Origin of the sequence: Mediterraneibacter gnavus ATCC 29149 (genome assembly GCF_008121495.1) — a bacterium.
In the GTDB taxonomy this organism is placed as follows: domain Bacteria; phylum Bacillota; class Clostridia; order Lachnospirales; family Lachnospiraceae; genus Mediterraneibacter; species Mediterraneibacter gnavus.
Genome location: NZ_CP043051.1, coordinates 1,067,095 through 1,093,551 on the forward strand (window position 1 = coordinate 1,067,095; position 26,457 = coordinate 1,093,551).

The window sequence follows — 26,457 nt, forward strand, 5'->3', positions numbered from 1 at the left end:
TTATTTTATACCGGAAAAACGAATTTTTCTGTTTTATAAATAGCGGAACAGGTCTTTCGCCTCTTCTTTCTTGGTCGTATCCTGAATATCCAGCACTTCTACTTTCACCGTTTTTGTACCGAACTGAATCTCGATCACATCTCCCACTTTCACTTTTACGGATGCCTTTGCAGGCTTTCCATTCACCAGAACTCTCCCTGCATCACATGCTTCGTTGGCTACGGTCCTGCGTTTGATCAGCCTGGAAACTTTTAAAAATTTGTCCAATCTCATCAATCTTTTCTCCTTCCTTCTCCTGTAACTGAAAAGAGAATACAACCGGCTTGTCCGACTGTATCCTCTTATGCATCTTTATCTGTTCGTCAATTATGCGTTTACAGCATCTTTCAGAGCTTTTCCAGCTTTGAATTTCGGAGCTTTGCAAGCTGCGATCTTCATTGTCTTTCCTGTCTGAGGATTTCTTCCTTCTCTTGCTGCTCTTTCGCTTACTTCAAAAGTACCGAATCCTACTAACTGTACTTTTTCTCCTTCTTTTAACTGCTCTGTTACTACATCAACAAAAGCTTTTAATGCTTTCTCTGCATCTTTCTTTGAAATTTCTGCCTGCTCAGCGATTGCTGCGATCAATTCTGTTTTGTTCATGGATAATTCCTCCTCTTTATTATGCTAGAATGATTATTCTAAATTGGTAAAGGCCGCATGTCTCTACCCTTTACATGTCGATACCCTTATGTACTGTTATAACTGGTGAAACTGCTTTTGTCAAGCAGTTTCACAGATTTACCATGCAAAGCAGTACTGTTTACAATAACAGCAACATTTTTACATAATCTTATCAATCATTGCCAGCACTTCTCTGCCCATAGCTGCGGATTTTTCATCTGCATCAGAAAGGGAGGTTCCTTTGATACCGTAGTAGAATTTGACTTTCGGCTCTGTTCCTGACGGTCTCACACATAACCATGCATCATCAGAAAGATCATAGTACAATACGTTCGATGTCGGAAGACCTGTCGAAGATACTTCACCAGTCTGCATATCCTGGATCGTGTCTGCTTTGTAGTCTCTCGCTTTCAGCACTTTGTAGCCTGCGATCTCTGCCGGCGGATTCTTACGGAGTGTCTCAAGGATCTCCTGGATCTTTGCAAGTCCTTCGATTCCTTTGAGTGTGATAGACTGGATATCATCTTTGTAATATCCGTATCTCTCATACATCTCGATCATGGCATCCCAGAGAGTCATGTCTTTTGTCTTGTAGTAAGCAGCTGCCTCGCAGAGTGCCATTGTCGCAACGATCGCATCTTTATCTCTTGCGTGTGTTCCGATCAGGCATCCATAGCTTTCTTCAAATCCAAATAAGTACTCGCCTTTTTTGCTTGTCTCAAATCCCAGAATCTGCTGTCCGATATATTTGAATCCGGTCAGAACTTCAATCAGCCCTGTGTTATAGTAATCTGCAATCGCATCTGCCATATTTGTTGTAACGATCGTTTTGATGAGATATCCATCCTCAGGAAGTCCTCTCAATGCGTTTCTCTGTCCGATCTCATAGTCTGCAAGGAGACAGCCGGACATATTCCCTGTCAGATCGTGATATTCACCGTTTTTATCTTTTACCCGGACACCCAGACGGTCTGCATCCGGATCTGTAGCAAGCACAATGTCTGCATCCACTTCTCTTGCCAGCTTAAGTCCCAGTTCAAATGCCTCTGCCGCCTCCGGATTCGGATAAGAAACAGTCGGGAATTCGCCGTCCGGCAGTTCCTGCTCTTTGACTACGTATACGTTCTCAAAACCGAGCTCTTTTAAAATTCTGCGGGCAGGAATATTTCCCGTTCCATGAAGCGGACTGTATACGATCTTCAGATCTTTTCCAACTGCATCAATGGCATCCTGATGGATCACCTGCTTTTTCAGCTCTGCTATGTAGGCATCATCCACCTCTGCTCCGATCACTTCGTAGAGTCCGGCTGCTTTGGCATCCTCTGCCGGCATCGTCTTCATAGTCGTATAATCTGTCACTGCCTTGACTTCATCCATGATTCCTTTGTCATGAGGCGGTGTGATCTGCGCGCCATCTTCCCAGTATACCTTATAACCATTGTACTCCGGTGGATTATGGCTGGCTGTAATGTTGATTCCGGCAATACATCCGAGTTTTCTGACTGCATAAGAAAGCTCCGGTGTCGGACGAAGAGAATCGAATACATAGGCTTTGATTCCGTTCGCAGCCAGGCAGCATGCCGCTTCCTGTGCAAATTCCGGTGACATCCGGCGTGAGTCAAATGCGATGGCAACTCCTTTTTCTGCGTTTCCACTCTTTAAAATATAGTTTGCCAGTCCCTGTGTTGCCTTTCTCACTGTATAAATATTCATACGGTTCGTTCCGGCTCCGATAATTCCCCGAAGTCCTGCTGTACCAAACTCTAAATCTGTATAAAAACGCTCTTTGATCTCGTTCTCATCTGATGCGATACGCTCCAGTTCTGCTTTTGTATCTGCATCAAAATAAGCATTTGTCAACCACTCATTGTATATTTCTTTGTAACCCATCTTAGGCACCTCCTGCAATATAGTATGGTTTTATTATACAACAGCCGCCTATAAATGAAAAGTGAATATATTTTCTAAAAATCGCTCTTTTTCTGCCTGCTGTCCGATTGCAGTCTGCAGTTTTTCTACACTTTTCTCCGGAATCCGCGCCTTATTGGAGTTCGAATACAGATTTGCTGTCTTCCAGAACTTCTCCGGATAAGCCAGGCAAAGTGCGAGAAATTCCTTTTCCCTGTCCTCCAGAGGACGGACGCTCTCATACATCTCCAGAATCTTTCTTCCCAGACTTTCTTTCCACTGATATTTTTCCATCACCTTTCGCAGGAAATAATACAGATCCTGTACCTGTACATCCATTCTGAAATGCTCAAAATTGGTGACTGCAATCCTGCCGGAACTGATCCAGATGTTGTGATAATTATAATCTCCGTGTATCAGCTTTCCGGCTTTTAGATTGTCTTTGTACAATTCCGGATATCCGGAGCATTCCATCCGTTCTGTCACACTTTGCGCCATCTCATACATTCTCTCAAAATGTGCCAGAAAACGACGCTCAAATTCATTTTTTGTGACCCTGGAACGGATAAATGCCCGCACTTTTTTCAATTCCCGGTTATGCCGCCTTAATTCTGACAGCATATCTCTTCCTGCAAAAGGTTTCAGTTCTATCTCTAAAACAGGTTCATGATCCGAAGCCTGAGGAATCATCTCCTGCATCTTTTCTTTTGTCCACGCACCGTCGCCAAGAATTTCTCCCCAATCCATTCTCTGATGCAAAAGTCCGAGAGCCTGTGCCGCTTCCAGCACATCCCGCTCCCTTCGTACCTCACACTCTCTTCCCGAAACCCATTTTTTCAGCATGTACTTTGTTCCATCCTGGGATACGCTAAAGAGTTTTCCCGCCTTCGTAAAGATGGGTGTGTCCACCTTCATTCCGTGTCTGGATTCCAGATAACAGAGCAAAACATACATCAGAGGTGCGCGCCCAACCGAAATTCCTGCCGGTCCGAGCAGCATCAGCCCCTCCTTTGTATTGCAAAAATAAGCACCCCTTGTCTTGCGGGTGCTTATTACTTCTATGTCATACTGTTCCAGAACTTCTAACTCATATTCTCTCATACTTGCCCCCTGCACTTTGCCCCGCCGAAAGCAGGGCGGATTCATGACTCTTTCTAATCTATGAATCCCGGTGAGCAAGTATGCTAAAAGCCAAATCTTTCTTTCACGTAATCACACAATTTTCCTTTTTGATTCCATGCCGGATCTTCGATCACCATATCCAGCAGCTCATTTAAGAGCGTTCCCAGTTCTTTTCCCGGCGCTATTCCGAGATTGATCAGATCCGTTCCTGTCACTGCCAGATCTTTTAATGTCACACATTCTTTGTTTCGCAGCGCATTTCGATACAGTTCTCTGATCTGAATGATATTTTCCAGCTTTCCTCTGCGTTCATAAGAACTCTGCGCTTTTGTATCTGCAAGCCGGACTGCCAGATAATATGGAAAGAGTTCCACCCCGATCTCATGCATGGCGCGGCGCACGTTCGCTCCGGTCGGTTCCATCCGGTAATCATGATACGCAACAAGCTTTGTTACTTTTCGAATCGTATCATTATCAAATTTCAAACGTTTCATCACTGTTTTTGCAATTTGCTCGCTGGCGATCGCATGCCCTTTGAAATGGTCTCTTCCATTTTCATCTGTGGTCTTCATTACTGGTTTTCCCATATCATGGAACAACATGGTTAGTCTGAGGACTTTATCATTCTTTACATTCTGCAGCGCATGAACTGTGTGTGCAGCTACATCATATTTATGATGTGGCGTATTCTGCTTCACACCGACCATGTCATCCCATTCCGGAAGCACCACTTTTGTGATTCCCAGCTCACAGGCATCCTGAATCCGCTCCGGATGATCGGATACCAGCAGTTTTACCAGCTCTGCCTGAATCCGCTCTGCACTGATCTTTTCCAGATTCGGAGCCAGACTTTTGATCGCTTCTGCGGTCTCCGGCTCGATTGGAAATGCCAGCTGCGCAGAAAAACGTACTGCGCGCAGAATCCGAAGTGCATCCTCTGAAAAACGCTCCTTCGGATCACCCACACAACGGATCAGGTGATAATTCAAGTCCCTCATTCCGCCAAACGCATCCACCAGGCGCTCATCATCATTGTATGCCATGGCGTTGATCGTGAAATCCCGTCTCTTTAAATCTTCCTCCAGCCGGCTTGTAAATGTCACCTCTTTCGGATGACGGCCATCCTCATACAGTCCGTCCACCCGGTAAGTGGTCACCTCAAATCCGTCTTTTCCAATCAGAACTGTTACCGTCCCATGCTCGATCCCGGTGTCCACGGTACGTCGGAAGATCCGCTTCACCTGCTCCGGCTTTGCAGAAGTCGTGATATCCCAGTCCTCCGGTTTTCTGTTCAGAATGGAATCCCGGACACAGCCGCCCACCGCATATGCATCATAACCATGTCTCTGTAAGTTTTTAATAATCAAAACTACTTTTCTTGGCAATTCTATTTTCATTGAAACTCTTCCCCTTTATTCTATGGTCTACCCTGTCTTTCCATTTCTATCTCATTTAAAATTTCAAGTTCACGTTTTTGGCAACTAAGTATTATAACCTGTCTTGACTGTTCGCTCAACCATTTTAGCGTATATTTTAATCTTTTTTCGTCATAACATCCAAACGCATCATCCAGGATCACCGGAACTTCCTCGCCATACAGAATCTCAAGAGCTGCCATTCGAAGCGCAAAATAAACCTGCTCCACGGTTCCCCTGCTGACTCGTTCTGCCGGGATCCGCCGCCCTTCTGATAAAAGGATCAGTTTCAGAGAATCCTCAATCAGAAGCCTTGTATACTTTCCATCTGTCACTTTCGCAAGGATTTTTGATGCTTTTTCATTCAGTACTGTACCGAAATCTTTTGACATGGATGCCGCTGCCTTCTCCATTGTCTCGGATGCAATCTCCAGTGCCCGTGCCGTCTTTTTCAGCCTCTGCTCCTCTTCTCCGGAAAAATCCAGCTCCTCCAACTGTTCTTTTACATTATTTAAACTGATGTGCTTTTCCTTCTGTTCCTCCCCGATGCGCTGCAGCGTCCAGTGCAGCTTCTGCTTTTTCTCCCTGTAACCGGATTCCATCGTTTCTCGTTCTTTGATCCGGACACTTTTTTGTGTCTGCGCGTCTTTCATTCCCCAAATAAGAAACAAAATACTTACCATGACTGGAATCAATGTATATACACTGTGCAGAAGCATGCCAACTGCCAACAGACATATGGCTGCGATTATCTGCCAGCTGATTTTTTTCTTCTCCTCTTCTGTCACATGCTCAGGTTCTCTTAAATCTGCAAGCTGCCGCTTCTTTTCCTGCATCTCTGACTCCAAACGCATCTTTTCCTGCTGAATATACTGATATTTTCGTTGAAGTGCCTGCCGTTTCTCTGCTTTTTCCGATTCCAGCTGCTTCCATTTCCGGGTGATTTCCTTTTTGCGCTGCTTTAAGCGCTCCTCTGCCCCTGCCAGATCTACTCCGCTGTTTCCTGTTTCGTAATAATTTGCTGCATAATTCTGAAGCTCTGCCGCCAGACTTTGCCCGGGTCTTGCTCCAAGCTGTCCAATCGCTGCCGTATTTTCAAACTGTTCCGCTGTCAATCCATTTAACAGCATATCCAGATCACCATGCTCCACAGAAAGTTCCTCACCGTCGTCCTCGCAGATCAGCACTGCGCCTTTTGTGTACCGGTCAAAACGCCGTTTCAGACAAAAGGTCTTCTCACCACAGGAAAACCGCATCGCTCCGGCGTATTCATTCGGATTCTCCCACGGTTCAAACCGGCTGAACGCATCGTTGTGCGCCGCTTTTCCCCGTCCTCTTTCCATCCCGAAGAGCATCGCTTTTAAAAATCCGTAAATCGTGGACTTTCCGAATTCATTTTCTCCATAGAACACCTGAATCCCGTCCCGAAACACAAATCTCTGATTTGAAAATTTTCCAAAGTTTTTGATCTCAATCTCTTTTATCTTCATGCCTTCTCCTACTGCCGGTTTGCCATCAATGCCTGAATTCCTTCACAAAGCGCCTCATACTCTACGCTTCCTGTCTCACATCCCCCAAACGCTTCAATGTATTTTCCGATCAGATTCTCCTGATTTGCCTTCCACAGTTCTTCAAAATCATAATCCGGAATCGTCTCATCCACAATTTCCAGAATATTCCCATATCTATCCTTGGAACCCGTATCAAATTCAATATCCGGATCCCTCTTTCCCGTCAGAATGAATTTGTAGAGATTCTCTCTTCCATGCTCCTGAATCTGTCCCCGGATCAGTTCCCGCACTTCTGCATTTCCCATCCGGCTCTCTGTCTCGAGCACCAAATGCAGATATTCCCGTTTTGCCAGTGGTACAAATTCAAATCTAGTGCCTCTTTCTGAAATCTCTCCCCTGATAAATCCATGCTTTCCTGTATCATTCTTATCGGTCGGTTCCAATGCACCCGCATATGCTGCAAGTCCCGGGATCACCTGCTGCGGCTTGTGGATATGCCCCATGGCAATATAGTCGAATCCGCTTTTTTCCAACAGACTTTTCTGTATCGGAAGATGTTTTTCATCTCCGCCGTGAACCAGAAGAATCTCATACTTTGCGTCTCCTTCCGCACGGATCCCTCCATCAAAAGGTGTCAGTATCTCCCGTGACTCATAGCTGAATCCCGTCACTGCCACATCAAGATCCTCAAAGATCACACACTCCGGCTCTTTGTCAAACAGCGGATATACATTGCTGCTCCACTGAAAGCTCCGGTAGTAAGAATCCTGCTTTAAAAAATCATGGTTCCCGGCAATCAGAACAACCTTTGTCCGGGAAAGTCGGGAAAAATAATAATCCACTTCTTTTAATTCTTTCTTCAGCGGCTGTCTGTGGAACAGATCCCCCGCAATGAGAAGCAGATCCGTCTGTTCTCGCTCACAGATGTCGATCACTTCCGCAAAGGTATCCCACAATTCCTGCGGCCGCACCTTTGAATAAGCGTCTCCCGCATCCGGAGACGCACCCAGATGAACATCCGCAATGTGAATCCATTTTACCATGGTATCTCCCTCCTGTCTCTTTTATCAGCAAAGAGGGTGCTCAAAAGCACACTGCCTTTGGCCACCCTCTTTCAATTCTCTTATAGACTTCTCCCTGGAAATCTTATAAATCACAGTTATTTACAGTTCTCGGGAACGGAATCACGTCACGGATATTGGACATACCTGTCAGATACATCACACATCTTTCAAATCCAAGACCAAATCCTGCATGTCTCGTAGAACCATATTTTCTCAGATCCAGATAGAACTTGTAATCCTCCTCGTTCAGATCCATCTCTGCCATTCTTGTGCGAAGTTTTTCGAAGTCGTCCTCTCTCTGGCTTCCTCCGATGATCTCTCCGATTCCCGGTACCAGACAGTCTACTGCTGCCACTGTCTTGCCGTCATCATTCTGTTTCATATAGAATGCTTTGATCTCCTTCGGATAGTCTGTCACGAATACCGGACGTTTGTAGATCTCTTCTGTGAGATAACGCTCATGCTCTGTCTGCAGATCTGTCCCCCAGGAAACTTTATATTCAAACTTGTCGTTGTTCTTCATCAGAATATCAACCGCTTCTGTGTAAGTCACTCTTGCAAAGTCTGAATTTACCACATTGTTCAAACGGTCAAGCAGTCCCTTGTCCACAAATGAGTTGAAGAAGTTCATCTCTTCCGGAGCATTCTCCAGAACATAGGAGATTACATATTTTAACATGGACTCTGCCAAATCCATATTGTCTTCCAGATCTGCAAATGCAATCTCAGGCTCGATCATCCAGAACTCTGCCGCATGTCTTGTCGTGTTGGAGTTCTCGGCACGGAATGTCGGTCCAAATGTATAAATGCTCCTGAATGCCTGTGCAAATGTCTCTCCGTTGAGCTGTCCGCTCACTGTCAGATTCGTCTCTTTTCCAAAGAAATCTTTGCTGTAATCAATGCTTCCGTCTGCACTCTTTGGTACATCTTTCAGATCCAGTGTCGTCACCTGGAACATCTCACCTGCACCTTCACAGTCACTTCCTGTGATCAGTGGTGTGTGTACATACACAAATCCTCTCTCCTGGAAGAACTGGTGGATCGCATATGCGATCATGGAACGTACTCGAAATACGGCCTGGAATGTGTTCGTTCTCGGACGTAAATGAGAGATCGTTCTCAAATATTCAAAGCTGTGGCGCTTCTTCTGCAGCGGATAGTCCGGTGCGGACGCTCCCTCTACTGTCACTTCGTCTGCCTGAATCTCAAACGGCTGTTTTGCCTGTGGTGTCGCTACCAGTGTACCGGTCACAATGATCGCTGCTCCGACATTCTGTCTGGAGATCTCATCAAAATTCTCCATTTTGTCATGATATACCACCTGCAGAGGCTCAAAATAAGAACCGTCATTTACCACGATAAATCCAAATGTCTTGGAATCGCGAATACTGCGGATCCATCCCCCTACAGTTACTTTTTTATCCAGATACTGTTCTCTATTTTTAAATAATTCCCGAACTGTCACTAATTCCATACCGCTCACTCCTTCTTTTCAAATCTGTCTCTGCCGCAAAATGGACATTCAATAAAGGCTATTATATCATATATCCTATGCTTTTGTCCACCGGTGTATCGTGTCCGTTCCCGGACTGCACAATTCCAGAACCGTATGATCTTCACTTAATGTATACTCATATTCCAGACTGCCGCCCTCCATGACCAGATTCAGTTTCAAAATACCTTCTGCATCTTTGACAACGCCAAATGTTCCCTTTGTTTTTCCTGAGGATCCTTTGATCACAACAGTTCCGTCTTTTTTGAATGTGTATTCATTCTCATTGTCATCTTTCCAGGTTCCCAGAAGCCCGGATGCCTGTGCATCTGATATATCAATACGCTTGATGTCCGACTGAAACAATTCCATATCCTTGCCTCCGTCCAGTGACTTGAGCTTCAGACCATACCCTGTCGTATCATCCTCAATCGCATACAGCTGTTCTTTCTCTTCCCCGTCCATCTTGATCCCCATTGTAATATTGTCATCTTCGTCAAATCCACACTCAAACGTAAGTGCTTTTCCGTCCAGTGTCCCGGTTCCATCCTCCTTCAGATCATAAACCGATTCTGTTCCGACTACATCCCATTTCTTTGCCAGAACCTTTGTCACTGCCTCACTCGGCAGAATATAGCCGTCACCAAGCTTTTCTTTCAGTTCATCAGATGCCTGATTCACTTCTTCTGTTTTCGATGCTGCCGGCTTCTCCTCTTGTTTGCTGCCCTGACATCCGGTCATCGTGATCGCTGCTGCCAGGATCAGCACTGCTGCTAATTTTTTCATATGATTCCTCTCCTGTTGATTGTTCGTTTCTCATACGCATAAGGATACCATAATCGGAGAGTTTTTTCCATTTTGTTTCAAAAACTCTGCTAAAAAAGATAAGATTTAAACTTGAAAGAGACATAGAAAGAAACAGAAGCACAAAATGACTTTTCTCATCTCATGCTTCCGCCTTCTATTACTCTATATTCTTACTCCTGATCCTGACCTTGCCCAACAGCAACAGTTGGATTATGCAGCAATTTATGCTCCTTGCCTTTTAAAATTCCATTATATACCGTTGCCACGATCGGATTCTCATTGGACAGCTTGATCTGTGCCATGCTGTCGATCTTGTAAATGCCTTCCAGACGGGCTTTCTTCGTCCTCGGTCCAATCGGAACCGGCTGTCCGCCCCCTGCAATGCATCCTCTCTTGCATGCCATCACTTCTACAAAGTCATAATGCACTTCTCCGTCTTTCATCCGATCCAGCAGTTCTTTGGCGCAATGCAGTCCATTTACGACTGCAATTTTTACTTCTCGCCCGTTCAGATCTACCGATGCCTCCTTGATTCCGTCCACACCGCGGATTCCGGTAAAACTGATTGCATCCAGCACTTCCGAACTGCTGTTGTTTTTCAGCCGGCGCAGAACAGCTTCTGTCACGCCACCGGTCACACCAAAGATTGCTCCGGCACCGGATGAAAGTCCAAACGGCATATCCAGCGCTTCCGGTTCAATCCGGGAAAGATCAATACCAGCTTCCTGAATCATCCGTGTTACTTCTGTTGTTGTAAGTACATAATCTACATCCTGCTTTCCTTCGGTAAAATGCTCCGGACGTTTGATCTCTGCTTTCTTTGCAGTACACGGCATGATCGAAATCACAACTGTTTTGCGGTTCTTCGTTCCTTCCTGCGCTGCCTTTTTCTCTTCTGTTCTGGCTTCTTCTTTCAGAAGCGCCCCAAACATCGCCTGCGGGGAACGGCAGGTGGAGAGATTCTTGCGAAACTGAGGATAACGGTTCTCACAGAATTTTACCCATGCCGGACAGCAGGAAGTAAACAGCGGAAGATTCTCCCCGGATTCCAGACGCTCTACCAGTTCTTTTGACTCTTCCATCACGGTAAGATCTGCTCCAAAATTGGTATCATAGATTTCGTCAAATCCAATCATTCTCAGAGCTGCCACCAACCGCCCCAGCGTATTCTCACCTTTCGGAATTCCAAATTTGTCACCAATTGCCACGCGGACTGCGGGCGCAATCTGTGCGATCACACGGGTATCTTTATCTGCCAGGGCTGTCCAGACAGGAGCAATATCCTGCTTAATACTGATAGCTCCGGTCGGACATACGACCCGGCACTGTCCGCATCCCACACAGTCTGTCTGAGACATCGCCCGGTCAAATGCCGGCATTACCTGCATCTTGGAACCACGGAAGGCAAAATCAAGAATCCCCAGTCCCTGGATCTCCTCACAGGTTCTTACACAATCTCCACACAGAATGCATTTGTTGGGATCTCTCACAATACATTCTGAAGACTCATCCAACGGCAGAATTGGTTTGTGATTCTCAAATCTCACCTCGTCAATCCCCAGCTGGCGGGACAGTTTCTGCAACGTACAGACTCCGTTCTCGGTACAGGTCGTACAGTCTCTGCAGTGAGAAGAAAGCAGCAATTCGAGGATCATCTTTCTGTGATGCTGCAGCCGTGGTGTATGCGTATAGATCACCATTCCGTCTCTTGGTACTTCGGAGCAGGATGCAAAAATCTTCCCCCTGTCGTCTTCCACCACGCACATACGACAGGCGCCGTATGTTGACAGTTCCGAGTGATAGCAGAACGTAGAAAGATCAATTCCTGATTTTCGGATTACAGAAAGGACATTTTTCTCATCTGTAAATGCTACCCGTCTGTTATTAATTGTCATATATCCCATATCTTCTGCCTCCTACTCTTCTATATGAATGGCACCGAACGCACAGGAACTCTCACACGCTCCGCACTTGATGCACTTGTCATTGTCAATTACAAACGGTTCTTTGATTCTTCCGCTGATCGCTCCCACCGGACAGTTTCTTGCGCACTTGGAACATCCCTTGCAGCGCTCCGGACTGATAATGTATCTTCTAAGTGCTGTACAAGTATGAGAAACGCACTTCTTATCCACCACATGCTCCACATACTCATCCCGGAACAATTTCAATGTACTCACAACAGGCAGAGCCGCACTCTTCCCGAGACCGCAAAGAGCTGTCTCTGTAATCATATTTGCCAGTTCCTCCAGAAGATCCAGATCTTCCAGTTTTCCGTTGCCTGCCACGATCCGCTCCAGAATCTCCAGCATCCGCTTGGTACCTTCCCTGCACGGCACACATTTTCCACAGCTCTCATTCTGCGTAAAATTCATAAAGAACCGGGCAACCTCCACCATACAAGTGTGGTCATCCATGACAACCAGACCGCCGGAACCGATCATTGCTCCCATCTTCTTAAGAGAATCAAAATCCAGATTGACATCCAGATGCCTTGTAACCAGACATCCGCCGGACGGTCCGCCGATCTGTACTGCCTTAAATTTACCGTCCTCTTTGATTCCGCCGCCGATATCGTAAATCACCTCTCTTAAGGAAGTCCCCATCGGCACCTCGATCAGACCGGTATGCTTCACACTTCCGGTCAGCGCAAATGCCTTTGTACCCGGACTGTTCTCAGGTCCAATACTCTTAAACCATCCGGCTCCCTCATTGATGATCATCGGGACATTGGCAAATGTCTCTACATTATTAAGCACCGTAGGTTTCGCAAACAATCCCTTCTCTACAGTACGAGGAGGTTTCACACGCGGCATTCCTCTGCTGCCTTCAATGGACGCTGTCAATGCACTTCCCTCGCCGCAGACAAATGCTCCCGCCCCGCGATTGATATGGAGATGGAATGAAAAATCTGTACCCAGAATGAGATCACCTAAAAGTCCGCACTCTTCTGCCTGGCTGATCGCCAGCTTCAACCGACTGATCGCCAGCGGATACTCTGCCCGCACATAAATATAGCCATCTCTTGCACCTACCGCATAAGCCCCGATCATCATACCCTCGATCATCTTGTGCGGATCGCCTTCCATAATACTGCGGTCCATAAAAGCTCCCGGATCCCCCTCGTCTCCGTTACAGACAATGTAACGCACCTTCTCCGGCTGGCGTGCTACCTGTGACCACTTATATCCGGTCGGGAATCCGCCGCCTCCCCGGCCTCGTAAGTTGGATTCCGAAATCTCCTCGATCACCTGTGCAGGAGTCATCTCAAAAAGCACCTTCTCCAGGGCACGGTATCCGCCTGCAGCTATGTATTCCTGAATATGCTCCGAATCGATATGTCCGCAGTTTTTGAGAACATTTCTTGTCTGCTTTTTATAAAACGGGATCTCTTCCTGTTTCTTATATTCAATTCCATCCTGTTTAAATAAGAGATGCCGAATCACATCTCCCCGTTCAATTGTCCGGTGAAAAATCTCTTCACAATCACTCAACTGGACTTTGGTATACAAAATCCCCATCGGTTCAATCCGCATCAGCGGTCCCATTTCACAAAACCCATGACATCCGCTCTTTTTCACTTCCACAGGTCCCGTCTTTTGTTCTGCCTCTGTGTGAGCGATCTCCGGTCCAAAGAACACATCCACATCCGGATTCTCTGCGGTGAGCTCACACATTTTCTCATAAATCTCCCCGGAACCACCTGCCAGACAGCCGGTTCCCGCACAGATTAAAATCCGGCATCGGCTTTTTTCAATCTTTTCTGAAGTTTCTTTTCGGACCTGCTGCAGAATCTCTCTGTTTTCAATTCTCTTCATATGCCTTACGCTCCTCTCAACTCGTGAATCAGTTCCGCTGCCGCATCCGGCGTCATCTTCGGATAAACCGTATCATTCACCGTCAAAACAGGCGCAAGTCCACAGGCTCCTAAGCAGGAAACCGTCTCAACAGTAAACAGCATATCATCTGTTGTATTCTTCTCTCCGGAAATCCCCAGCTCACTGTAGAGCCTTTCCAGAATCGGAATTGATTTTCTCACATGACATGCTGTACCATTACAGACCTTAATGACATATTTTCCTTTTGGTTCAAATGAGAAATTCTCATAAAATGTTGCCACACTGTACGCTTTGGCCTCACTGATGCCGATTTTTTCCGCAACATAGCTTAAAAGCTCTGGCGGCAGGTAGCGATATTCGCTCTGGATATCCTGAATGATCGGAATCAGAGATTCCTGATAAGCTCCATGTGATGCAACGATCTCATCTGCTTTGTCATAGTAGCTTTGATCTAACATATAACCCTCCTTTTGATACATTTTTGTATATTTTATTACATTTTCAGTGCCTCTTGCGTAATATTATATGTTAGAATATACAATCATTCAATATTTTTTATCCAGTTTTCTATGAATATTTTGTAAATCATTACTGTTCACAATAACTGTGAACCTTCTCCAAACTCAGGATTTTAAAAAAGAACAAAAGCAGAAGAACAGCTTTGCATTTCACAGCCAAGTCTGAGCCACGCGATCGCACAGCTGGAAAAAGAGCTGGGGATCCCGCTGTTTGAAAAAAACGGAAGAAATACAACCCTGACACGATTCGGAGAAGAATTTCTCTCCTGTGCGGAACACACGCTGTCTACTCTGGATGAAGGAATCACAACACTCCACAGAAATGCACGGGGCGAAGGTCTGATCCGCATCGGGATGCTCAGGCCTCTTGGAATCGAATACATTCCCCGTCTGGCTGCCGGTTTCCTGAAAGCGAACCCGGGACAGGACATCCAGTTTACTTTTCATACAGGTGTCACGCAATATCTTCTGGATGGTCTGGCTGCACGAAAATATGATCTTGTATTCTGCTCTCAGCCATCTGAAGAACACAAATTTACAGCGGTTCCGATACAGAAGCAGAATCTGATCCTGATCACACCGCAGTCTCATCCACTGTCTGCTAAGGACAGCGTGGATCTTGTTGAGACCATTCCTTATCCGCAGATCTTCTTTGAAAAGAGCGCCGGTATCCGAAATGTCATTGACCAGATGTTTGCCAGGACAGGCGCCTCTCCTAAAATAGCCTATGAGACCGAAGAAGATCAGGTCATTGCAGGTCTGGTCGCACAGGGATTCGGTATCGCTGTTGTACCTTATATGGATATTTTACAGAAACTGAACGTCAACATTCTTCAGATCCGCTCTCCAAATTATGAGCGGGCATTCTTTATGGTGCATAATGACTGCGTATTTATACCGCCTGTAGTACAGAAATTCCGTCAGTTTGTGTTGGATGACGGGATGATGCTGACAGAGGAACCTGCCTGATTATACAAAAACATGATCTGCTCTCAGACAATCCTCTATCTGAAAACAGATCATGTTTACGTTCTATTATAAATAAAATACTTCAATTACATCCGGGAATGTTTGTTCCGAATACTCTCTATATGAGATTTTTTTATTTTACAACTACCTTCCTGAAGTTTTTCTTACCTTTTTTCAGAACGATACCCTCTCCTGACAGTGCATCTTTTGTAAATACCGCATGAATGTCTGCAACTTTCTCTCCGTCTGCTGCAACTCCACCCTGCTGTACTGCACGTCTCGCCTCAGATTTAGATGGAACCAGACCACTCTTTAAGAGCAGTGTCAGAATATCAATCTCATTTCCTTCAAAATCTTCTTCTGTCAGCTCTGCTGTCGGCATCTGTGCTGCATTTCCCTGGCTGAACAATGCTCTTGCACTCTCCTGTGCCTTATTTGCTTCCTCTTCTCCATGTACCAGCTTTGTCAGTTCAAATGCAAGGATTTCTTTGGCGGTGTTAAGCTGTGCACCTTCCCATGAATCCATCTTGTCAATCTCTTCCAACGGAAGGAATGTCAGCATACGGATACATTTCAGAACATCTGCATCTGCCACATTTCTCCAGTACTGATAGAAGTCAAACGGAGAAGTCTTGTTTGGATCAAGCCATACCGCACCGGACTGTGTTTTTCCCATTTTCTTTCCTTCAGAGTTCAGAAGCAATGTGATCGTCATCGCACTTGCATCCTCTCCCAGTTTCCGGCGGATCAGTTCTGTTCCTGCCAGCATGTTGCTCCACTGGTCATCCCCGCCAAACTGCAGGTTACATCCGTATTTCTGGTACAGTGCATAGAAATCGTACGCCTGCATGATCATGTAGTTAAATTCCAGGAAACTTAATCCTTTCTCCATTCTCTGCTTGTAACACTCTGCTGTCAGCATACGGTTTACACTGAAATGTGCACCCACTTCACGAAGCAATTCTACATAATTCAGATCCAGCAGCCAGTCTGCATTGTTTACCATCAGGGCTTTTCCTTCAGAGAAATCAATAAATTTACTCATCTGTTCTTTAAAACAGTCACAGTTGTGCTGAATCTGCTCCGGTGTCATCATAGAACGCATATCCGTTCTTCCGGAAGGATCTCCGATGTATCCTGTACCGCCTCCGATCAGCGCGATCGGTCTATTTCCTGCCATCTGCAGACGTTTCATCAGACAAAGCGCCATAAAGTGTCCTACATGAAGACTATCTGCTGTTGGATCAAATCCAATATAAAATGTTGCCTTTCCTTCATTTACCAGTTTGGAGATTCTCTCCTCGTCTGTCACCTGCGCGATCAGACCTCTTGCTTTCAATTCGTCATAAATCTGCATCTTTTGCATCCTCACTTTCCTAAAATATAAAAAGAGCCTTCATCCGAAAGGACGAGGGCTCATAAGCTCGTGGTACCACCTTTTTTCACAGACGACTCGCGCCATCTGCCTCTGTGAGTCAATCTCGCACCTTTTCGATACTCAATCACTCAGTGCAGTAACGTGCACCAATCCGTCACAGCCTACTTTCCTGCAGGAGTTCGGTGTGAAGCTCTGAGATGTATTCATACAAGATGTCCTCATGCGCCTCTCATCAGCCGGCTGCTTTCTGTCTTCGTCCATTCCTGTACTACTTGTTCTCTTCTTTGCCTGTTTCATATACTTTATCGGACAGAGTCCGCCCGCCGCAGGCATGCATTACGGGATGCCCACACGGGTATACTATCGAAATCTTATCCCATTCCCCCTTGTTTGTCAAGGCTGATTTGAGATTTTCTAAAGTTCCTGAAGCACCTGTACTGCTTTACGGATGTTCTCTGCCGAAGTCTGCCAGATCTCAAATTCACTGAATCCCGGAATCCCCATCGGTACACCTTCTCTCCGAAACTCCATCCGGCTGTCAATCACGACTTTCCCGGACATATGGTATGCCCTCGCATTTGTGTAAGGAGCCAGTTTTGCGATACTCTCCGGATTGATACCTGCCCCCGCCAGAATCTCGATCCTGCCTGCACTTTTCTTCACCAGATCCTTGATCAGATCACGTCCCTCCCAGGCAGAGCTTTTCTGTCCGCTTGTAAGGATCGTATCAATCCCCAGTGAAATACACTGCTCCATTGCCTCATAAGGATCCCGGCAAACATCAAAGGCACGGTGCAGCGTAATTCCCATGTCCCCCGCTTCTTCCACAAGAGCCTTCATCTGCTCCATATTCAAAGTTCCGTCCGGATTCAAAATTCCGATCACAATGCCGTCCGCCCCCAGTTTACGGAACATTCTGACTTCATCCAGAATCATACGAAACTCGTAGTTATCATAACAGAAATCCCCAAATCTTGGACGAAGAAGTACACGCACATTTAAACCTGTCTGCTCCTTCACCTGACGGAATAGGGATTCTCCCGGGGAAGTCCCTCCGATCACCAGATTGGAACAGAGCTCGATTCTGTTCGCTCCGCCTTTTTTCGCTTCGATCGCGGACTGCACACTGTCCGCACATGTCTCTAAAATGTAATTCATTTTGGTCTGCCTCTCTACAATTTTTCATTTTTATTTTCACTTATTTCTCTTATCAAGAAAGGTAAGCAACGCAATATAATAACTTCGTATGCTGTCCTGTGCGCCCCCTGTCACAGGTCTTTCCTGTTTGAGAGTCTATCATACTTTCCATTTGATTTCAACAAACTTCTTATTCCCTCCACTCCACTCAAAAAGGCCGCTTACAGCGGCCTCATGAGTAAAGGGATTTAAATTTTGATTTTATTTACACAATTTTTTGAACTCGTCAGCTACGAACTGAACTTTTGTTCCGATGATAACCTGTACGGATGTTTTTCCAGGACGGATTACTCCTGCAACACCTGCAGATTTGATCTTCTTCTCATCTACTTTTGTGTAATCTTTGATTTCAAGACGAAGTCTTGTGATGCAGTTGTCGATGGATGCTACGTTTTCTTTTCCGCCGACACCCTCCAGAATAATTTTAGCAACTTCTGTGAAGTTATTGTTTGCAAGTTTTACTGTTGTCTCATCTACATCATCATCCTCGCGTCCCGGAGTCTTTAAGTTGAACTTCACGATTGCGAAGCGGAACACCACGTAGAATACGATGAATGCTGCGATTCCAAGAGGAATGATCATCCATGTTTTCTGAGCAGCCGGAAGGGATGCTGAGAATAACAAGTCTGTCGCACCTGCTGAGAAGCTGAATCCTGCGCGGAATCCAACCAATGTTGTAATTGTTACGAAAATACCATACAGTAAAGCGTAGATTACATACAGAACTGGAGCAAGGAACATGAATCCGAACTCGAATGGCTCTGTAACACCACATACGAATGCTGCGATCGCTGCAGAAGCAACAAGACCGATAGCAACTTTCTTCTTAGCAGGTTTTGCTGTATGTACCATAGCAAGCGCAGCACCAGGAATACCGAACATCATACATGGGAAGAATCCTGACATGTACATACCAAGGCTCCATGTAACATCTGCTGATGTCTCGCCTGCCCAGAAGTGTGTCAGATCTCCAAGGCCGATCGTATCGAACCAGAATACGTTGTTCAGTGCATGGTGCAGACCGAATGGGATGAGCAGTCTGTTGAAGAATGCATAAATACCAGCTCCAACAGCATCCAGGCTTACGATTGCTTCTCCAAGTGCAACCAGTGCTCCGAAGATAACCGGCCATACAAACAGCAATACAACAGATGCAATGATAGATACAACACCTGATACGATTGCCACACAACGTTTACCGCTGAAGAATGACAGCCAGTCAGGAAGCTGTGTATTTTTAAATCTGTTGTAGCACATAGATCCAATCAGACCTGCGATGATACCAATAAATGGATTCGCGATTTTATCGAATGCTAATGTAGAAGTTTCTGACAGAGTTCTGATAACAGAAACGTTTGCTGTAGAAAGCAGGTTTGTGATCATCAGCCAGGAAGCCAGCGCAGAAAGAGCAGCTGTACCATCATTATCATCTGCCATACCAACACCAATACCGATCGCGAACAGGATTGCCATATTATCGATCAAAGCTCCCCCTGCTTTTACCAGATAAAAACCAATCTGCTGAATGATACCGTTAATTTCTCCACCCTGCATTGTAGCCGGACACATCCAGTATCCAAGTCCCATCAGGATACCACAGATAGGCAGACATGCTACCGGGAGCATTAAGGATTTACCTAATTTTTGTAAAAATTTCATTTCTTTTCCTCCTTCTCAAAATCCTTTTCCTTATTGGAATCCCTTTATTTATTTTAATCCGGCAAGTACCACCGGTTTAAAACCATATCTATAAAACTATTTTTCTTCTACGGTCAGAACATCATCTCCGGCGTTGACCTCTTTGTCTGCCTGAGCTGTCACAGCCGCATAATCTGCTGTGTTGCAGATCAGCACCGGTGTGATGATATCATATCCTGCAGCTTTCACCTTCTCAAGATCTACTGTCAAAAGCAGATCTCCCTTTTTCACGGTATCTCCGGCTTTTACATGACCTTCGAATCCCTCTCCTTTTAACTGTACCGTATCCAGTCCCACATGAATCAGAACCTCTGCCCCAAAATCTGTGGTCAGACTGATCGCATGAAGGGTATCAAATACCATTCCGATCGTACCGTCTGCCGGCGCATAAATTTTGCCTTCTGATGGAATCACCGCAACTCCGTCTCCCAGAATCCCCTCACTGAATGTCGGATCGCTGACTTCTTTGAGAGAAACTGCCTTCCCTTTTGCCGGTGCTCCTAATACATGTGCTTTATCTTTTTTCTTCTTAAAAAGTCCAAACATCTTTCTTCCTCCTTTTATTCTTCCGCAGTCGTCACTCTCCGGATGTGGATCGCCAGATACATGATCTCCTCTCCTGACAGGCTGCATTTTGTCTCTTCTTCAATATATGCAGCAACCATCTTGCTGCAGTCATATTCTTTCTGATATTTTTTCTGCATCAGCTCCGCCAGTTCAGACTCCTCATCCGGAAGAAGCTCTTTTCGGTAGACCCGCTGAAGCAAAAACTTGATATGTGTTACAAATCTCTCATAATGGAGAGATGTTTCATCCAATTCAATCTGAAGCTTCTCTTCTACAATTTCCAGTATCTTTTTTACCAGATTCGGAAACTTCACTGCATCCCGAATATCTGTTCCATATTCTGCGTTCAGGAAATGAAGTGCGATAAATCCCGCCTCATCCTCCGGAAGCCGGATCCTCAGCTTTTCTTCAATCGTCTTGACCGCATACATTCCCAATTCATATTCCCTCGAGTAAAACCTCTTAATCTCCCATAACAATGCATTTTGCGGCTTAATCCCCTGCTGATATCTTGTGATCGCGAAATTAATATGATCTGTCAGTGTCACATATATACTCTGATTGAGCTTTAACTTCAGATTTTCTTTCGCATAGGTGATGATATCACTGGATACCTTTACATGCTCAAGCGGCATGTCTGCAAGAAGATCTTTAAACTGTTCTGCAAGTGTCTGACTTTTGATCCGGAACACTTTCTCAATCTTGTTCTCCTGAATCTGCCTGCCGGGCTTCATACCAAACCCAAGCCCGCGTCCCATGACAACAACTTCTCTTCCTTTGCTGTCTACAGCCGACACGATATTATTATTTATAATTTTTTCAATTAACATTCTATACCGAATCCTCTTTTATACGAATCTTTTTCCTGTTCTGTCAGTTGTGTCTGGAGTTCCCCGTAAAATAATAAAAACCAGCCTTTACAAGAGAATAAACCTATGGTATTACTCTCTCGTAAAACTGGTTTTGCCTGCCTGACAGTAACAATCCAATTTGATTCAATTCGTTATATAAACTATACCAGAGGTGACACCTCAAGTCAACCTTCCGGCAGCCCCGAATTTAGATTTTGGTAATATTGTTTATATTTTTTTTATATTTTCGTATAAATGTACCAACGCTTTTTTATCTTGGGATTTTAGACAGCGCTGCCTCATCTGCCACCAGTGTCACATCGCTGTGCATCTGCAGGATTGAAGCCGGAACCCGTGGTGTAACCGGTCCAAAAAATGCATCTCTTACAATATCTGCCTTATCTTCTCCGCTGACAATGATCAGAATCTTCTTTGCCTGCATGATCGTTCCGATTCCCATCGTATATGCCTGTCTCGGAACCTCATCTGCGGATGCGAAGAAACGCTTGTTTGCTTCGATCGTGCTCTCTGTCAGATCTACACAGTGTGTCGTCTTATCAAATGCATCTGCAGGTTCATTAAATCCGATATGACCATTGTGTCCCAGTCCGAGAAGCTGAAGATCCACACCGCCAAGAGAACGGATCAGTTCTTCATAGCGCGCACACTCCTTTTCTCCATCCGGCTGTGTACCATCCGGCACATTTGTATTCTCTTCCTTGATGTTTACATGATTAAACAGATGCTCATGCATGAAGTAGTAATAGCTCTGGTCATTTTTACGGTCCAGTCCTTTGTATTCATCCAGATTGACAGAAGTCACCTGAGAAAAGTCCAGATCCCCTTTTTCATACCATTCTACCAGCTTCTCATATGTACCGATCGGTGTGGAACCTGTTGCCAGTCCCAGTACACAATCCGGTTTCATGATCACCTGTGCAGACAAAATATTCGCTGCTTTTTTGCTCATATCATTGTAGTCTTTTGTTTCAATAATCCTCATGTTCCATTTCCTCCTCTATCCATACCAGCCCGCGAACTCCAAAATGCGGCCGATCATCATTCATCCGAAACGGATAAATCATATTTATTATATACTTGTTTCCTGCTTTTGTACAATCTAAAAATTGCTTTCCTTTTTAGATATTATTCTTCATACTCGATTCCTACAAGAAACAGCCCCTGCGGCGGAGCTGTCACCCCTGCGGCTTTGCGGTTCTTCGCTTCCAGAATCTCCTGTACCTGCTCCGGGGTATAAAATCCCCGCCCCACGCGCACCAGTGTCCCCACAATGATACGCACCATATTATACAAGAATCCATTTCCCTGTATCCGGATAGTAATCTCATCTCCCACCGGCAAAATATCCAGACTGTAAATCGTACGCACGGTATCCTCCACATCCGTACGCACATTACAAAAACTCACAAAATCGTGAGTCCCTACCAGATACTGTGCAGCCTTTTTCATCTTCTCAATATCCAGATCAAATGACACAAAATACCGGGTCAGCCTTCTTGTGGGATCCGGTATTTTCGCATTCAGAATATGATATTCATACGTTTTTTTTGAATTGCAGTATCGCGGATGCCAGTCTGCTGACACTTCTTCTGATCTGATCACAACAATATCATCCGGAAGCCTCTGGTTCAGGGCATATGAAATCCGCTCCGGCGGAATGGAGGTTTCAGAATCAAACACTGCCACATTCCCAAGGGCATGTACCCCGGAATCTGTTCTGCTTGCCCCGATGACCGTAATCTCTTCCCCTGTCAGTTTTCTGAGCGCACGGTTCAGAACTTCTTCCACCGTAATTCCATTCGGCTGGATCTGCCATCCACAATAATTCGTTCCGTCATAAGCAACGGTCAGTTTCAATCTTTTCATAATTTTCTCAATTCCTTCGTCCTAGAATATCCAGATATGAAACGGCACAAATCTTCCCAGCACAATGATCACAGCCAGATACACTGCTGTCACAAGATACGCAACTCTGTCACGGCTGTAATACACGAGCGGTTTCATCTTGGTACGCCCTTCTCCGCCACGGTAACAGCGCGCCTCCATTGCCATGGCAAGATCATTGGCACGGCGAAATGCCGATACGAACAACGGAACCAGAATCGGAATCATGGCCTTTGCTCTCTGAATGATATTTCCACTCTCCAGATCTGCCCCACGTGCAATCTGTGCTTTCATGATCTTGTCTGTCTCCTCCAGAAGGATCGGAATGAAGCGCAGCGCGATCGACATCATCATTGCCACCTCATGTACCGGAACTTTCACTTTGTTCAGCGGTCGGAGCAGCTTCTCTATCCCATCTGTCAGTGCATTCGGAGTGGTTGTAAATGTCATGATCGACGATCCCGCGATCAGATAAATGAGACGGATCGCCATATATACCGAGATTTCCAGTCCATCTTCTGTAATTTGAAAAATCCAGAAATGAACCAGCACCTCTCCTCCGTTATTCAAAAACAGATTAAATGCTACTGTGATCAAGAGCAGGATCATAATCGGTTTTAAGCCCTTCATAATAAACTTCAAAGGCACTTTACTTAAATGGATCACCCCTGCCAGGAACAAGGTTGCAACCAGATAGCCGAGTACGCTTTTCTGTACAAACAACGAGATCAGAAATAACAGTGTCGCCACGATCTTCACCCTGGGATCCAGACGGTGTATTACGCTGTTTGCCGGATAGTATTGTCCAATTGTAATATCTCGAATCATAATTTTGTTTCCTCCGGATGCTTCCCTCTAAAATAGCGCATGATCTCATCTGCCGCCTCTTCTACTGTCGTCACATCATTGCCGACCTGCAGTCCATTCTGCCGCAGATCGTGCATAATGTAAGTTACCTGCGGCGCAGCAAGGCCAACCTCTTCCAGTTCCTGATAATGTGCAAACACTTCCCGGGGCGTTCCATCTAAAAACTTTTCCCCGCGGTTCATCACAATAATTCGATCCACATATTTCGCGATATCTTCCATACTGTGAGATACCAAAATAACAGTGATTCCCGTTTTCTTGTGAAGCTCTGCAATCTGATCCAGAATCTCATCCCGTCCTCTCGGATCCAGTCCGGCAGTCGGTTCATCCAGTACCAGTACTTTCGGGCGCATGGCAAGAACTCCCGCGATCGCCGCCCTTCTCTTCTGTCCTCCGGAAAGCTCAAACGGAGACTGTAAATATAATTCTTCCGGAAAACCAACCAGTTCCAGAGCTTCTTTCGCCCGTTTCTCGCACTCTTCTTTTGAAAGCCCCTGATTTTTCGGACCAAAGCATACATCTGTCAGAACATCCACTTCAAACAGCTGATGCTCCGGATACTGAAACACAAGTCCTACCTGGCTTCTTAAATACTTCATATCGTATCTGTCTTCATAGATGTTCTTTCCTTCATAATACAACTCTCCGGATGCAGCTTTGATCAGACCATTAAAATGCTGGATCAGTGTTGATTTTCCGGAACCTGTATGACCGATGATCCCGAGAAACTGTCCCTGCGGAATCTCGAGGCTGACATCTTTTAACGCCTGTTTTTCATATGCAGTTCCCTGACCGTAAACATACTGAATGTGTTTTAATTTAATCGACATAATACCTCCACCAGTTCCTCTTTCTTCAGGATTCCTTTCGGGATATCCAAACCTCTTTTTCTCAGTTCATCTGCCAGCATCGTTACCTGTGGTACATCCAGACGATACTTTTTCAATTTTTCCTCCTGAGAGAATACCTCTTTTGGAGTTCCGTGCATCACAACATGACCCTTATCCATAACAAATACCTGATCGGCCTCGATCACTTCTTCCATATAGTGGGTGATCAGGATCACCGTTACTTTTTTCGTCTTCTGCAGACGGCGGACAGTTTTGATCACTTCTTTTCTTCCATTCGGATCCAGCATAGCAGTCGGCTCATCTAAAACAATACACTTTGGTTCCATAGCGATCACGCCCGCAATGGCAACTCGCTGTTTCTGTCCTCCGGAAAGCTTGTTTGGGGAAGACTTGCGATACTCCAGCATTCCGACATCTTTCAGGCTTTCTTCCACCCGCTTCCAGATCTCGTCCGCCGGCACGCCAAGATTCTCCGGTCCGAATCCGACGTCTTCTTCTACCACCGTTCCGATGATCTGATTGTCCGGATTCTGAAATACCATTCCTGCGGATTGTCTGACATCCCACAGATTCTCCGGATCTTTCGTATCTCTTCCGTTTACCCACATGGTTCCGCCGGACGGCACCAGGATCGCATTCATATGCTTTGCCAGCGTCGATTTTCCGGAACCGTTGTGTCCCAGGATTGCCACAAAAGACCCCTCCGGGATATCAATATCCACGCCGTCAATCGCACGCTTCATGCCGATGATATTTCCCTCTTCATCTCTTTTTTCATATTCATAAATCAGCTCTTTGGTCTGTATCATTTTTAGACTCCTTTTCTCTGTTTACAAAAATAATCCCTGCACTGACCAGAATCAGCGCCGCCAGATTCTGTATTTTCCAGATGTCCTCTCCAAGAAATACTGCTGAGAGTGCTACCCCGAAAACAGGGATCGTAAACCCAAACACCGCTACTTTCCCAACCGGGTTATACTTCAAAAGCAACGCCCATATGCTGAATGCAGCCGTGGACAGCAGTGCCATATACAATAAAAGCAACACGGACCGCATCGTAAATCCACGCACGTGGCCGCCAAGCAAAACACCTGCCAAAATCAGCATTCCTCCACCGAATAAAAGCTGAAAAGCTGTAATCGCAGTGGGCGTTTCTTTCCCCGAGAGCAGCTTCAATGTCACAGAACTTGCTCCATATGCCATGGAACAGACCAGGATCAGCCCTTCTCCCATCCACTGAAATCCACCGGCCATTCCACCCGGTGTCAGGTTGATCACGATCACACCGGCAAACCCGATCAGGCAACCGATGCTCTTCTTCCACGTCATTTTCTCTGATTTTATCATAAAATGTGCAAATATCAACGCAAAAAATGCGTTCGAAGCATTGATCACCGAACCTTTTGCCCCGGTTGTATGTGCAAGACCGATATAAAAACAGATGTACTGTATAAATGTCTGCAACATTCCCTGTCCGAAAACCGGCAATACAGAACTTCTTCGGATCATAAGCCAGCGCTTCTCAAGAAAACTTCCGATCAGAAATGTAAAGATTCCCGCCAGGAAGAACCGGTATCCCGCAAACAGGATCTGGCTGCCCGCGCCTTCGATCGCCAGCCATTCATATCCTATCTTCACACATGGAAAGGCACTTCCCCACAATGCACAGCAAAGCAGAGCCAGAGCAAACACAACACCTGGATTTTGTAATTTCTTTTCCATATACAATGTGATATCCTTTCATTTTTACCAGTTTCTTAGTATAACACATTTTTATAGAAGAAAAAAGTAGAGTTGTCGCATTGATTTTCATCAATATGACAACTCGTATATAC

General features: G+C 45.5%; 24 protein-coding genes. 1 reads left to right on the forward strand and 23 read right to left on the reverse strand.

Annotated elements, in window-relative coordinates; translation table 11 throughout:
- Positions 1-33: 33 nt before the first annotated feature.
- The 12 genes from FXV78_RS05200 to FXV78_RS05255 form a co-directional block, all read right to left on the reverse strand.
- Entirely contained in the window at positions 34-273 is a 240-nt protein-coding gene (locus FXV78_RS05200) for an RNA-binding S4 domain-containing protein (protein ID WP_004844049.1), read from the reverse strand.
- A 93-nt stretch (positions 274-366) separates the two neighbouring features.
- Positions 367-642: an HU family DNA-binding protein gene (locus tag FXV78_RS05205; protein ID WP_004844047.1), complete on the reverse strand. Its 276-nt coding sequence runs from the start codon at positions 640-642 to the stop codon at positions 367-369.
- Between the two features lie 180 nt (positions 643-822).
- Positions 823-2,553 (reverse strand): phospho-sugar mutase, encoded by a 1,731-nt coding sequence (locus FXV78_RS05210; RefSeq protein ID WP_004844045.1) that lies wholly within the window; start codon positions 2,551-2,553, stop codon positions 823-825.
- A 48-nt stretch (positions 2,554-2,601) separates the two neighbouring features.
- Positions 2,602-3,672 (reverse strand): protein kinase family protein, encoded by a 1,071-nt coding sequence (locus FXV78_RS05215; protein ID WP_009244147.1) that lies wholly within the window; start codon positions 3,670-3,672, stop codon positions 2,602-2,604.
- An 83-nt stretch (positions 3,673-3,755) separates the two neighbouring features.
- Positions 3,756-5,090 (reverse strand): CCA tRNA nucleotidyltransferase, encoded by a 1,335-nt coding sequence (locus tag FXV78_RS05220; protein ID WP_004844043.1) that lies wholly within the window; start codon positions 5,088-5,090, stop codon positions 3,756-3,758.
- 20 nt (positions 5,091-5,110) lie between these two features.
- On the reverse strand, positions 5,111-6,598 hold the full coding sequence (locus FXV78_RS05225; RefSeq protein WP_004844042.1) for an ATP-binding protein: 1,488 nt from the start codon (positions 6,596-6,598) through the stop codon (positions 5,111-5,113).
- A gap of 8 nt (positions 6,599-6,606) precedes the next feature.
- Positions 6,607-7,662, reverse strand: a complete 1,056-nt coding sequence (locus tag FXV78_RS05230) for a metallophosphoesterase family protein (protein WP_004844041.1) — start codon at positions 7,660-7,662, stop codon at positions 6,607-6,609.
- Positions 7,663-7,765: 103 nt separating this feature from the next.
- A complete protein-coding gene (gene asnS / locus FXV78_RS05235; protein ID WP_004844040.1) occupies positions 7,766-9,157 on the reverse strand; it encodes an asparagine--tRNA ligase in 1,392 nt (463 codons plus the stop codon).
- Positions 9,158-9,232: 75 nt separating this feature from the next.
- A complete protein-coding gene (locus FXV78_RS05240; protein WP_004844039.1) occupies positions 9,233-9,961 on the reverse strand; it encodes a DUF5640 domain-containing protein in 729 nt (242 codons plus the stop codon).
- Between the two features lie 191 nt (positions 9,962-10,152).
- Positions 10,153-11,886, reverse strand: a complete 1,734-nt coding sequence (locus tag FXV78_RS05245; RefSeq protein ID WP_039959979.1) for a [FeFe] hydrogenase, group A — start codon at positions 11,884-11,886, stop codon at positions 10,153-10,155.
- A 12-nt stretch (positions 11,887-11,898) separates the two neighbouring features.
- Positions 11,899-13,800 (reverse strand): NADH-quinone oxidoreductase subunit NuoF, encoded by a 1,902-nt coding sequence (locus FXV78_RS05250; protein WP_004844037.1) that lies wholly within the window; start codon positions 13,798-13,800, stop codon positions 11,899-11,901.
- A gap of 5 nt (positions 13,801-13,805) precedes the next feature.
- Positions 13,806-14,279: a complex I 24 kDa subunit family protein gene (locus FXV78_RS05255; RefSeq protein WP_022038408.1), complete on the reverse strand. Its 474-nt coding sequence runs from the start codon at positions 14,277-14,279 to the stop codon at positions 13,806-13,808.
- A gap of 414 nt (positions 14,280-14,693) precedes the next feature.
- Here FXV78_RS05255 and FXV78_RS05260 point away from each other — a divergent pair, with 414 nt between their 5' ends.
- Positions 14,694-15,308 (forward strand): LysR substrate-binding domain-containing protein, encoded by a 615-nt coding sequence (locus tag FXV78_RS05260; RefSeq protein ID WP_004844034.1) that lies wholly within the window; start codon positions 14,694-14,696, stop codon positions 15,306-15,308.
- A gap of 133 nt (positions 15,309-15,441) precedes the next feature.
- Here the strand turns inward: FXV78_RS05260 and tyrS are convergent, their stop codons facing one another.
- From tyrS to FXV78_RS05315, 11 genes are all read right to left on the reverse strand, one after another.
- A complete protein-coding gene (gene tyrS / locus FXV78_RS05265) occupies positions 15,442-16,665 on the reverse strand; it encodes a tyrosine--tRNA ligase (protein WP_039959996.1) in 1,224 nt (407 codons plus the stop codon).
- A 435-nt stretch (positions 16,666-17,100) separates the two neighbouring features.
- On the reverse strand, positions 17,101-17,844 hold the full coding sequence (locus tag FXV78_RS05270) for a copper homeostasis protein CutC (protein WP_004844032.1): 744 nt from the start codon (positions 17,842-17,844) through the stop codon (positions 17,101-17,103).
- Positions 17,845-18,084: 240 nt separating this feature from the next.
- Complete coding sequence (gene nagE, locus FXV78_RS05275) at positions 18,085-19,542, reverse strand: N-acetylglucosamine-specific PTS transporter subunit IIBC (protein ID WP_004844031.1); 1,458 nt, start codon at positions 19,540-19,542, stop codon at positions 18,085-18,087.
- 96 nt (positions 19,543-19,638) lie between these two features.
- Positions 19,639-20,127 carry a PTS sugar transporter subunit IIA gene (locus FXV78_RS05280; RefSeq protein ID WP_004844030.1) on the reverse strand — a complete coding sequence of 163 codons (489 nt, stop codon included), beginning with the start codon at positions 20,125-20,127 and terminating at the stop codon, positions 19,639-19,641.
- Positions 20,128-20,141: 14 nt separating this feature from the next.
- Complete coding sequence (gene licT, locus FXV78_RS05285) at positions 20,142-20,978, reverse strand: BglG family transcription antiterminator LicT (protein WP_004844029.1); 837 nt, start codon at positions 20,976-20,978, stop codon at positions 20,142-20,144.
- 292 nt (positions 20,979-21,270) lie between these two features.
- Positions 21,271-22,002, reverse strand: a complete 732-nt coding sequence (gene nagB / locus FXV78_RS05290; protein ID WP_004844028.1) for a glucosamine-6-phosphate deaminase — start codon at positions 22,000-22,002, stop codon at positions 21,271-21,273.
- 143 nt (positions 22,003-22,145) lie between these two features.
- Positions 22,146-22,886 (reverse strand): tRNA pseudouridine(38-40) synthase TruA, encoded by a 741-nt coding sequence (truA, locus tag FXV78_RS05295; RefSeq protein WP_004844027.1) that lies wholly within the window; start codon positions 22,884-22,886, stop codon positions 22,146-22,148.
- Between the two features lie 21 nt (positions 22,887-22,907).
- Entirely contained in the window at positions 22,908-23,732 is an 825-nt protein-coding gene (locus FXV78_RS05300) for an energy-coupling factor transporter transmembrane component T family protein (RefSeq protein WP_004844026.1), read from the reverse strand.
- On the reverse strand, positions 23,729-24,601 hold the full coding sequence (locus tag FXV78_RS05305; RefSeq protein ID WP_004844025.1) for an energy-coupling factor transporter ATPase: 873 nt from the start codon (positions 24,599-24,601) through the stop codon (positions 23,729-23,731). The genes FXV78_RS05300 and FXV78_RS05305 overlap by 4 nt, the downstream gene beginning before the upstream one ends.
- Positions 24,586-25,431, reverse strand: a complete 846-nt coding sequence (locus FXV78_RS05310) for an energy-coupling factor transporter ATPase (protein WP_004844024.1) — start codon at positions 25,429-25,431, stop codon at positions 24,586-24,588. Before FXV78_RS05310 ends, FXV78_RS05305 begins: the two co-directional genes overlap by 16 nt.
- Positions 25,403-26,344: a DMT family transporter gene (locus tag FXV78_RS05315; protein WP_004844023.1), complete on the reverse strand. Its 942-nt coding sequence runs from the start codon at positions 26,342-26,344 to the stop codon at positions 25,403-25,405. Before FXV78_RS05315 ends, FXV78_RS05310 begins: the two co-directional genes overlap by 29 nt.
- Between the last annotated feature and the right edge of the window lie 113 nt (positions 26,345-26,457).

What these genes read in the sequence shown, in the direction of transcription:
- FXV78_RS05200 (WP_004844049.1), bottom strand. Translation starts at nt 273, where the DNA reads ATGAGATTGGACAAATTTTTAAAAGTTTCCAGGCTGATCAAACGCAGG.
- FXV78_RS05205 (WP_004844047.1), bottom strand. Translation starts at nt 642, where the DNA reads ATGAACAAAACAGAATTGATCGCAGCAATCGCTGAGCAGGCAGAAATT.
- FXV78_RS05210 (WP_004844045.1), bottom strand. Translation starts at nt 2,553, where the DNA reads ATGGGTTACAAAGAAATATACAATGAGTGGTTGACAAATGCTTATTTT.
- FXV78_RS05215 (WP_009244147.1), bottom strand. Translation starts at nt 3,672, where the DNA reads ATGAGAGAATATGAGTTAGAAGTTCTGGAACAGTATGACATAGAAGTA.
- FXV78_RS05220 (WP_004844043.1), bottom strand. Translation starts at nt 5,090, where the DNA reads ATGAAAATAGAATTGCCAAGAAAAGTAGTTTTGATTATTAAAAACTTA.
- FXV78_RS05225 (WP_004844042.1), bottom strand. Translation starts at nt 6,598, where the DNA reads ATGAAGATAAAAGAGATTGAGATCAAAAACTTTGGAAAATTTTCAAAT.
- FXV78_RS05230 (WP_004844041.1), bottom strand. Translation starts at nt 7,662, where the DNA reads ATGGTAAAATGGATTCACATTGCGGATGTTCATCTGGGTGCGTCTCCG.
- asnS (WP_004844040.1), bottom strand. Translation starts at nt 9,157, where the DNA reads ATGGAATTAGTGACAGTTCGGGAATTATTTAAAAATAGAGAACAGTAT.
- FXV78_RS05240 (WP_004844039.1), bottom strand. Translation starts at nt 9,961, where the DNA reads ATGAAAAAATTAGCAGCAGTGCTGATCCTGGCAGCAGCGATCACGATG.
- FXV78_RS05245 (WP_039959979.1), bottom strand. Translation starts at nt 11,886, where the DNA reads ATGGGATATATGACAATTAATAACAGACGGGTAGCATTTACAGATGAG.
- FXV78_RS05250 (WP_004844037.1), bottom strand. Translation starts at nt 13,800, where the DNA reads ATGAAGAGAATTGAAAACAGAGAGATTCTGCAGCAGGTCCGAAAAGAA.
- FXV78_RS05255 (WP_022038408.1), bottom strand. Translation starts at nt 14,279, where the DNA reads ATGTTAGATCAAAGCTACTATGACAAAGCAGATGAGATCGTTGCATCA.
- FXV78_RS05260 (WP_004844034.1), top strand. Translation starts at nt 14,694, where the DNA reads ATGCTCAGGCCTCTTGGAATCGAATACATTCCCCGTCTGGCTGCCGGT.
- tyrS (WP_039959996.1), bottom strand. Translation starts at nt 16,665, where the DNA reads ATGCAGATTTATGACGAATTGAAAGCAAGAGGTCTGATCGCGCAGGTG.
- FXV78_RS05270 (WP_004844032.1), bottom strand. Translation starts at nt 17,844, where the DNA reads ATGAATTACATTTTAGAGACATGTGCGGACAGTGTGCAGTCCGCGATC.
- nagE (WP_004844031.1), bottom strand. Translation starts at nt 19,542, where the DNA reads ATGAAATTTTTACAAAAATTAGGTAAATCCTTAATGCTCCCGGTAGCA.
- FXV78_RS05280 (WP_004844030.1), bottom strand. Translation starts at nt 20,127, where the DNA reads ATGTTTGGACTTTTTAAGAAGAAAAAAGATAAAGCACATGTATTAGGA.
- licT (WP_004844029.1), bottom strand. Translation starts at nt 20,978, where the DNA reads ATGTTAATTGAAAAAATTATAAATAATAATATCGTGTCGGCTGTAGAC.
- nagB (WP_004844028.1), bottom strand. Translation starts at nt 22,002, where the DNA reads ATGAGGATTATTGAAACAAAAGACTACAATGATATGAGCAAAAAAGCA.
- truA (WP_004844027.1), bottom strand. Translation starts at nt 22,886, where the DNA reads ATGAAAAGATTGAAACTGACCGTTGCTTATGACGGAACGAATTATTGT.
- FXV78_RS05300 (WP_004844026.1), bottom strand. Translation starts at nt 23,732, where the DNA reads ATGATTCGAGATATTACAATTGGACAATACTATCCGGCAAACAGCGTA.
- FXV78_RS05305 (WP_004844025.1), bottom strand. Translation starts at nt 24,601, where the DNA reads ATGTCGATTAAATTAAAACACATTCAGTATGTTTACGGTCAGGGAACT.
- FXV78_RS05310 (WP_004844024.1), bottom strand. Translation starts at nt 25,431, where the DNA reads ATGATACAGACCAAAGAGCTGATTTATGAATATGAAAAAAGAGATGAA.
- FXV78_RS05315 (WP_004844023.1), bottom strand. Translation starts at nt 26,344, where the DNA reads ATGGAAAAGAAATTACAAAATCCAGGTGTTGTGTTTGCTCTGGCTCTG.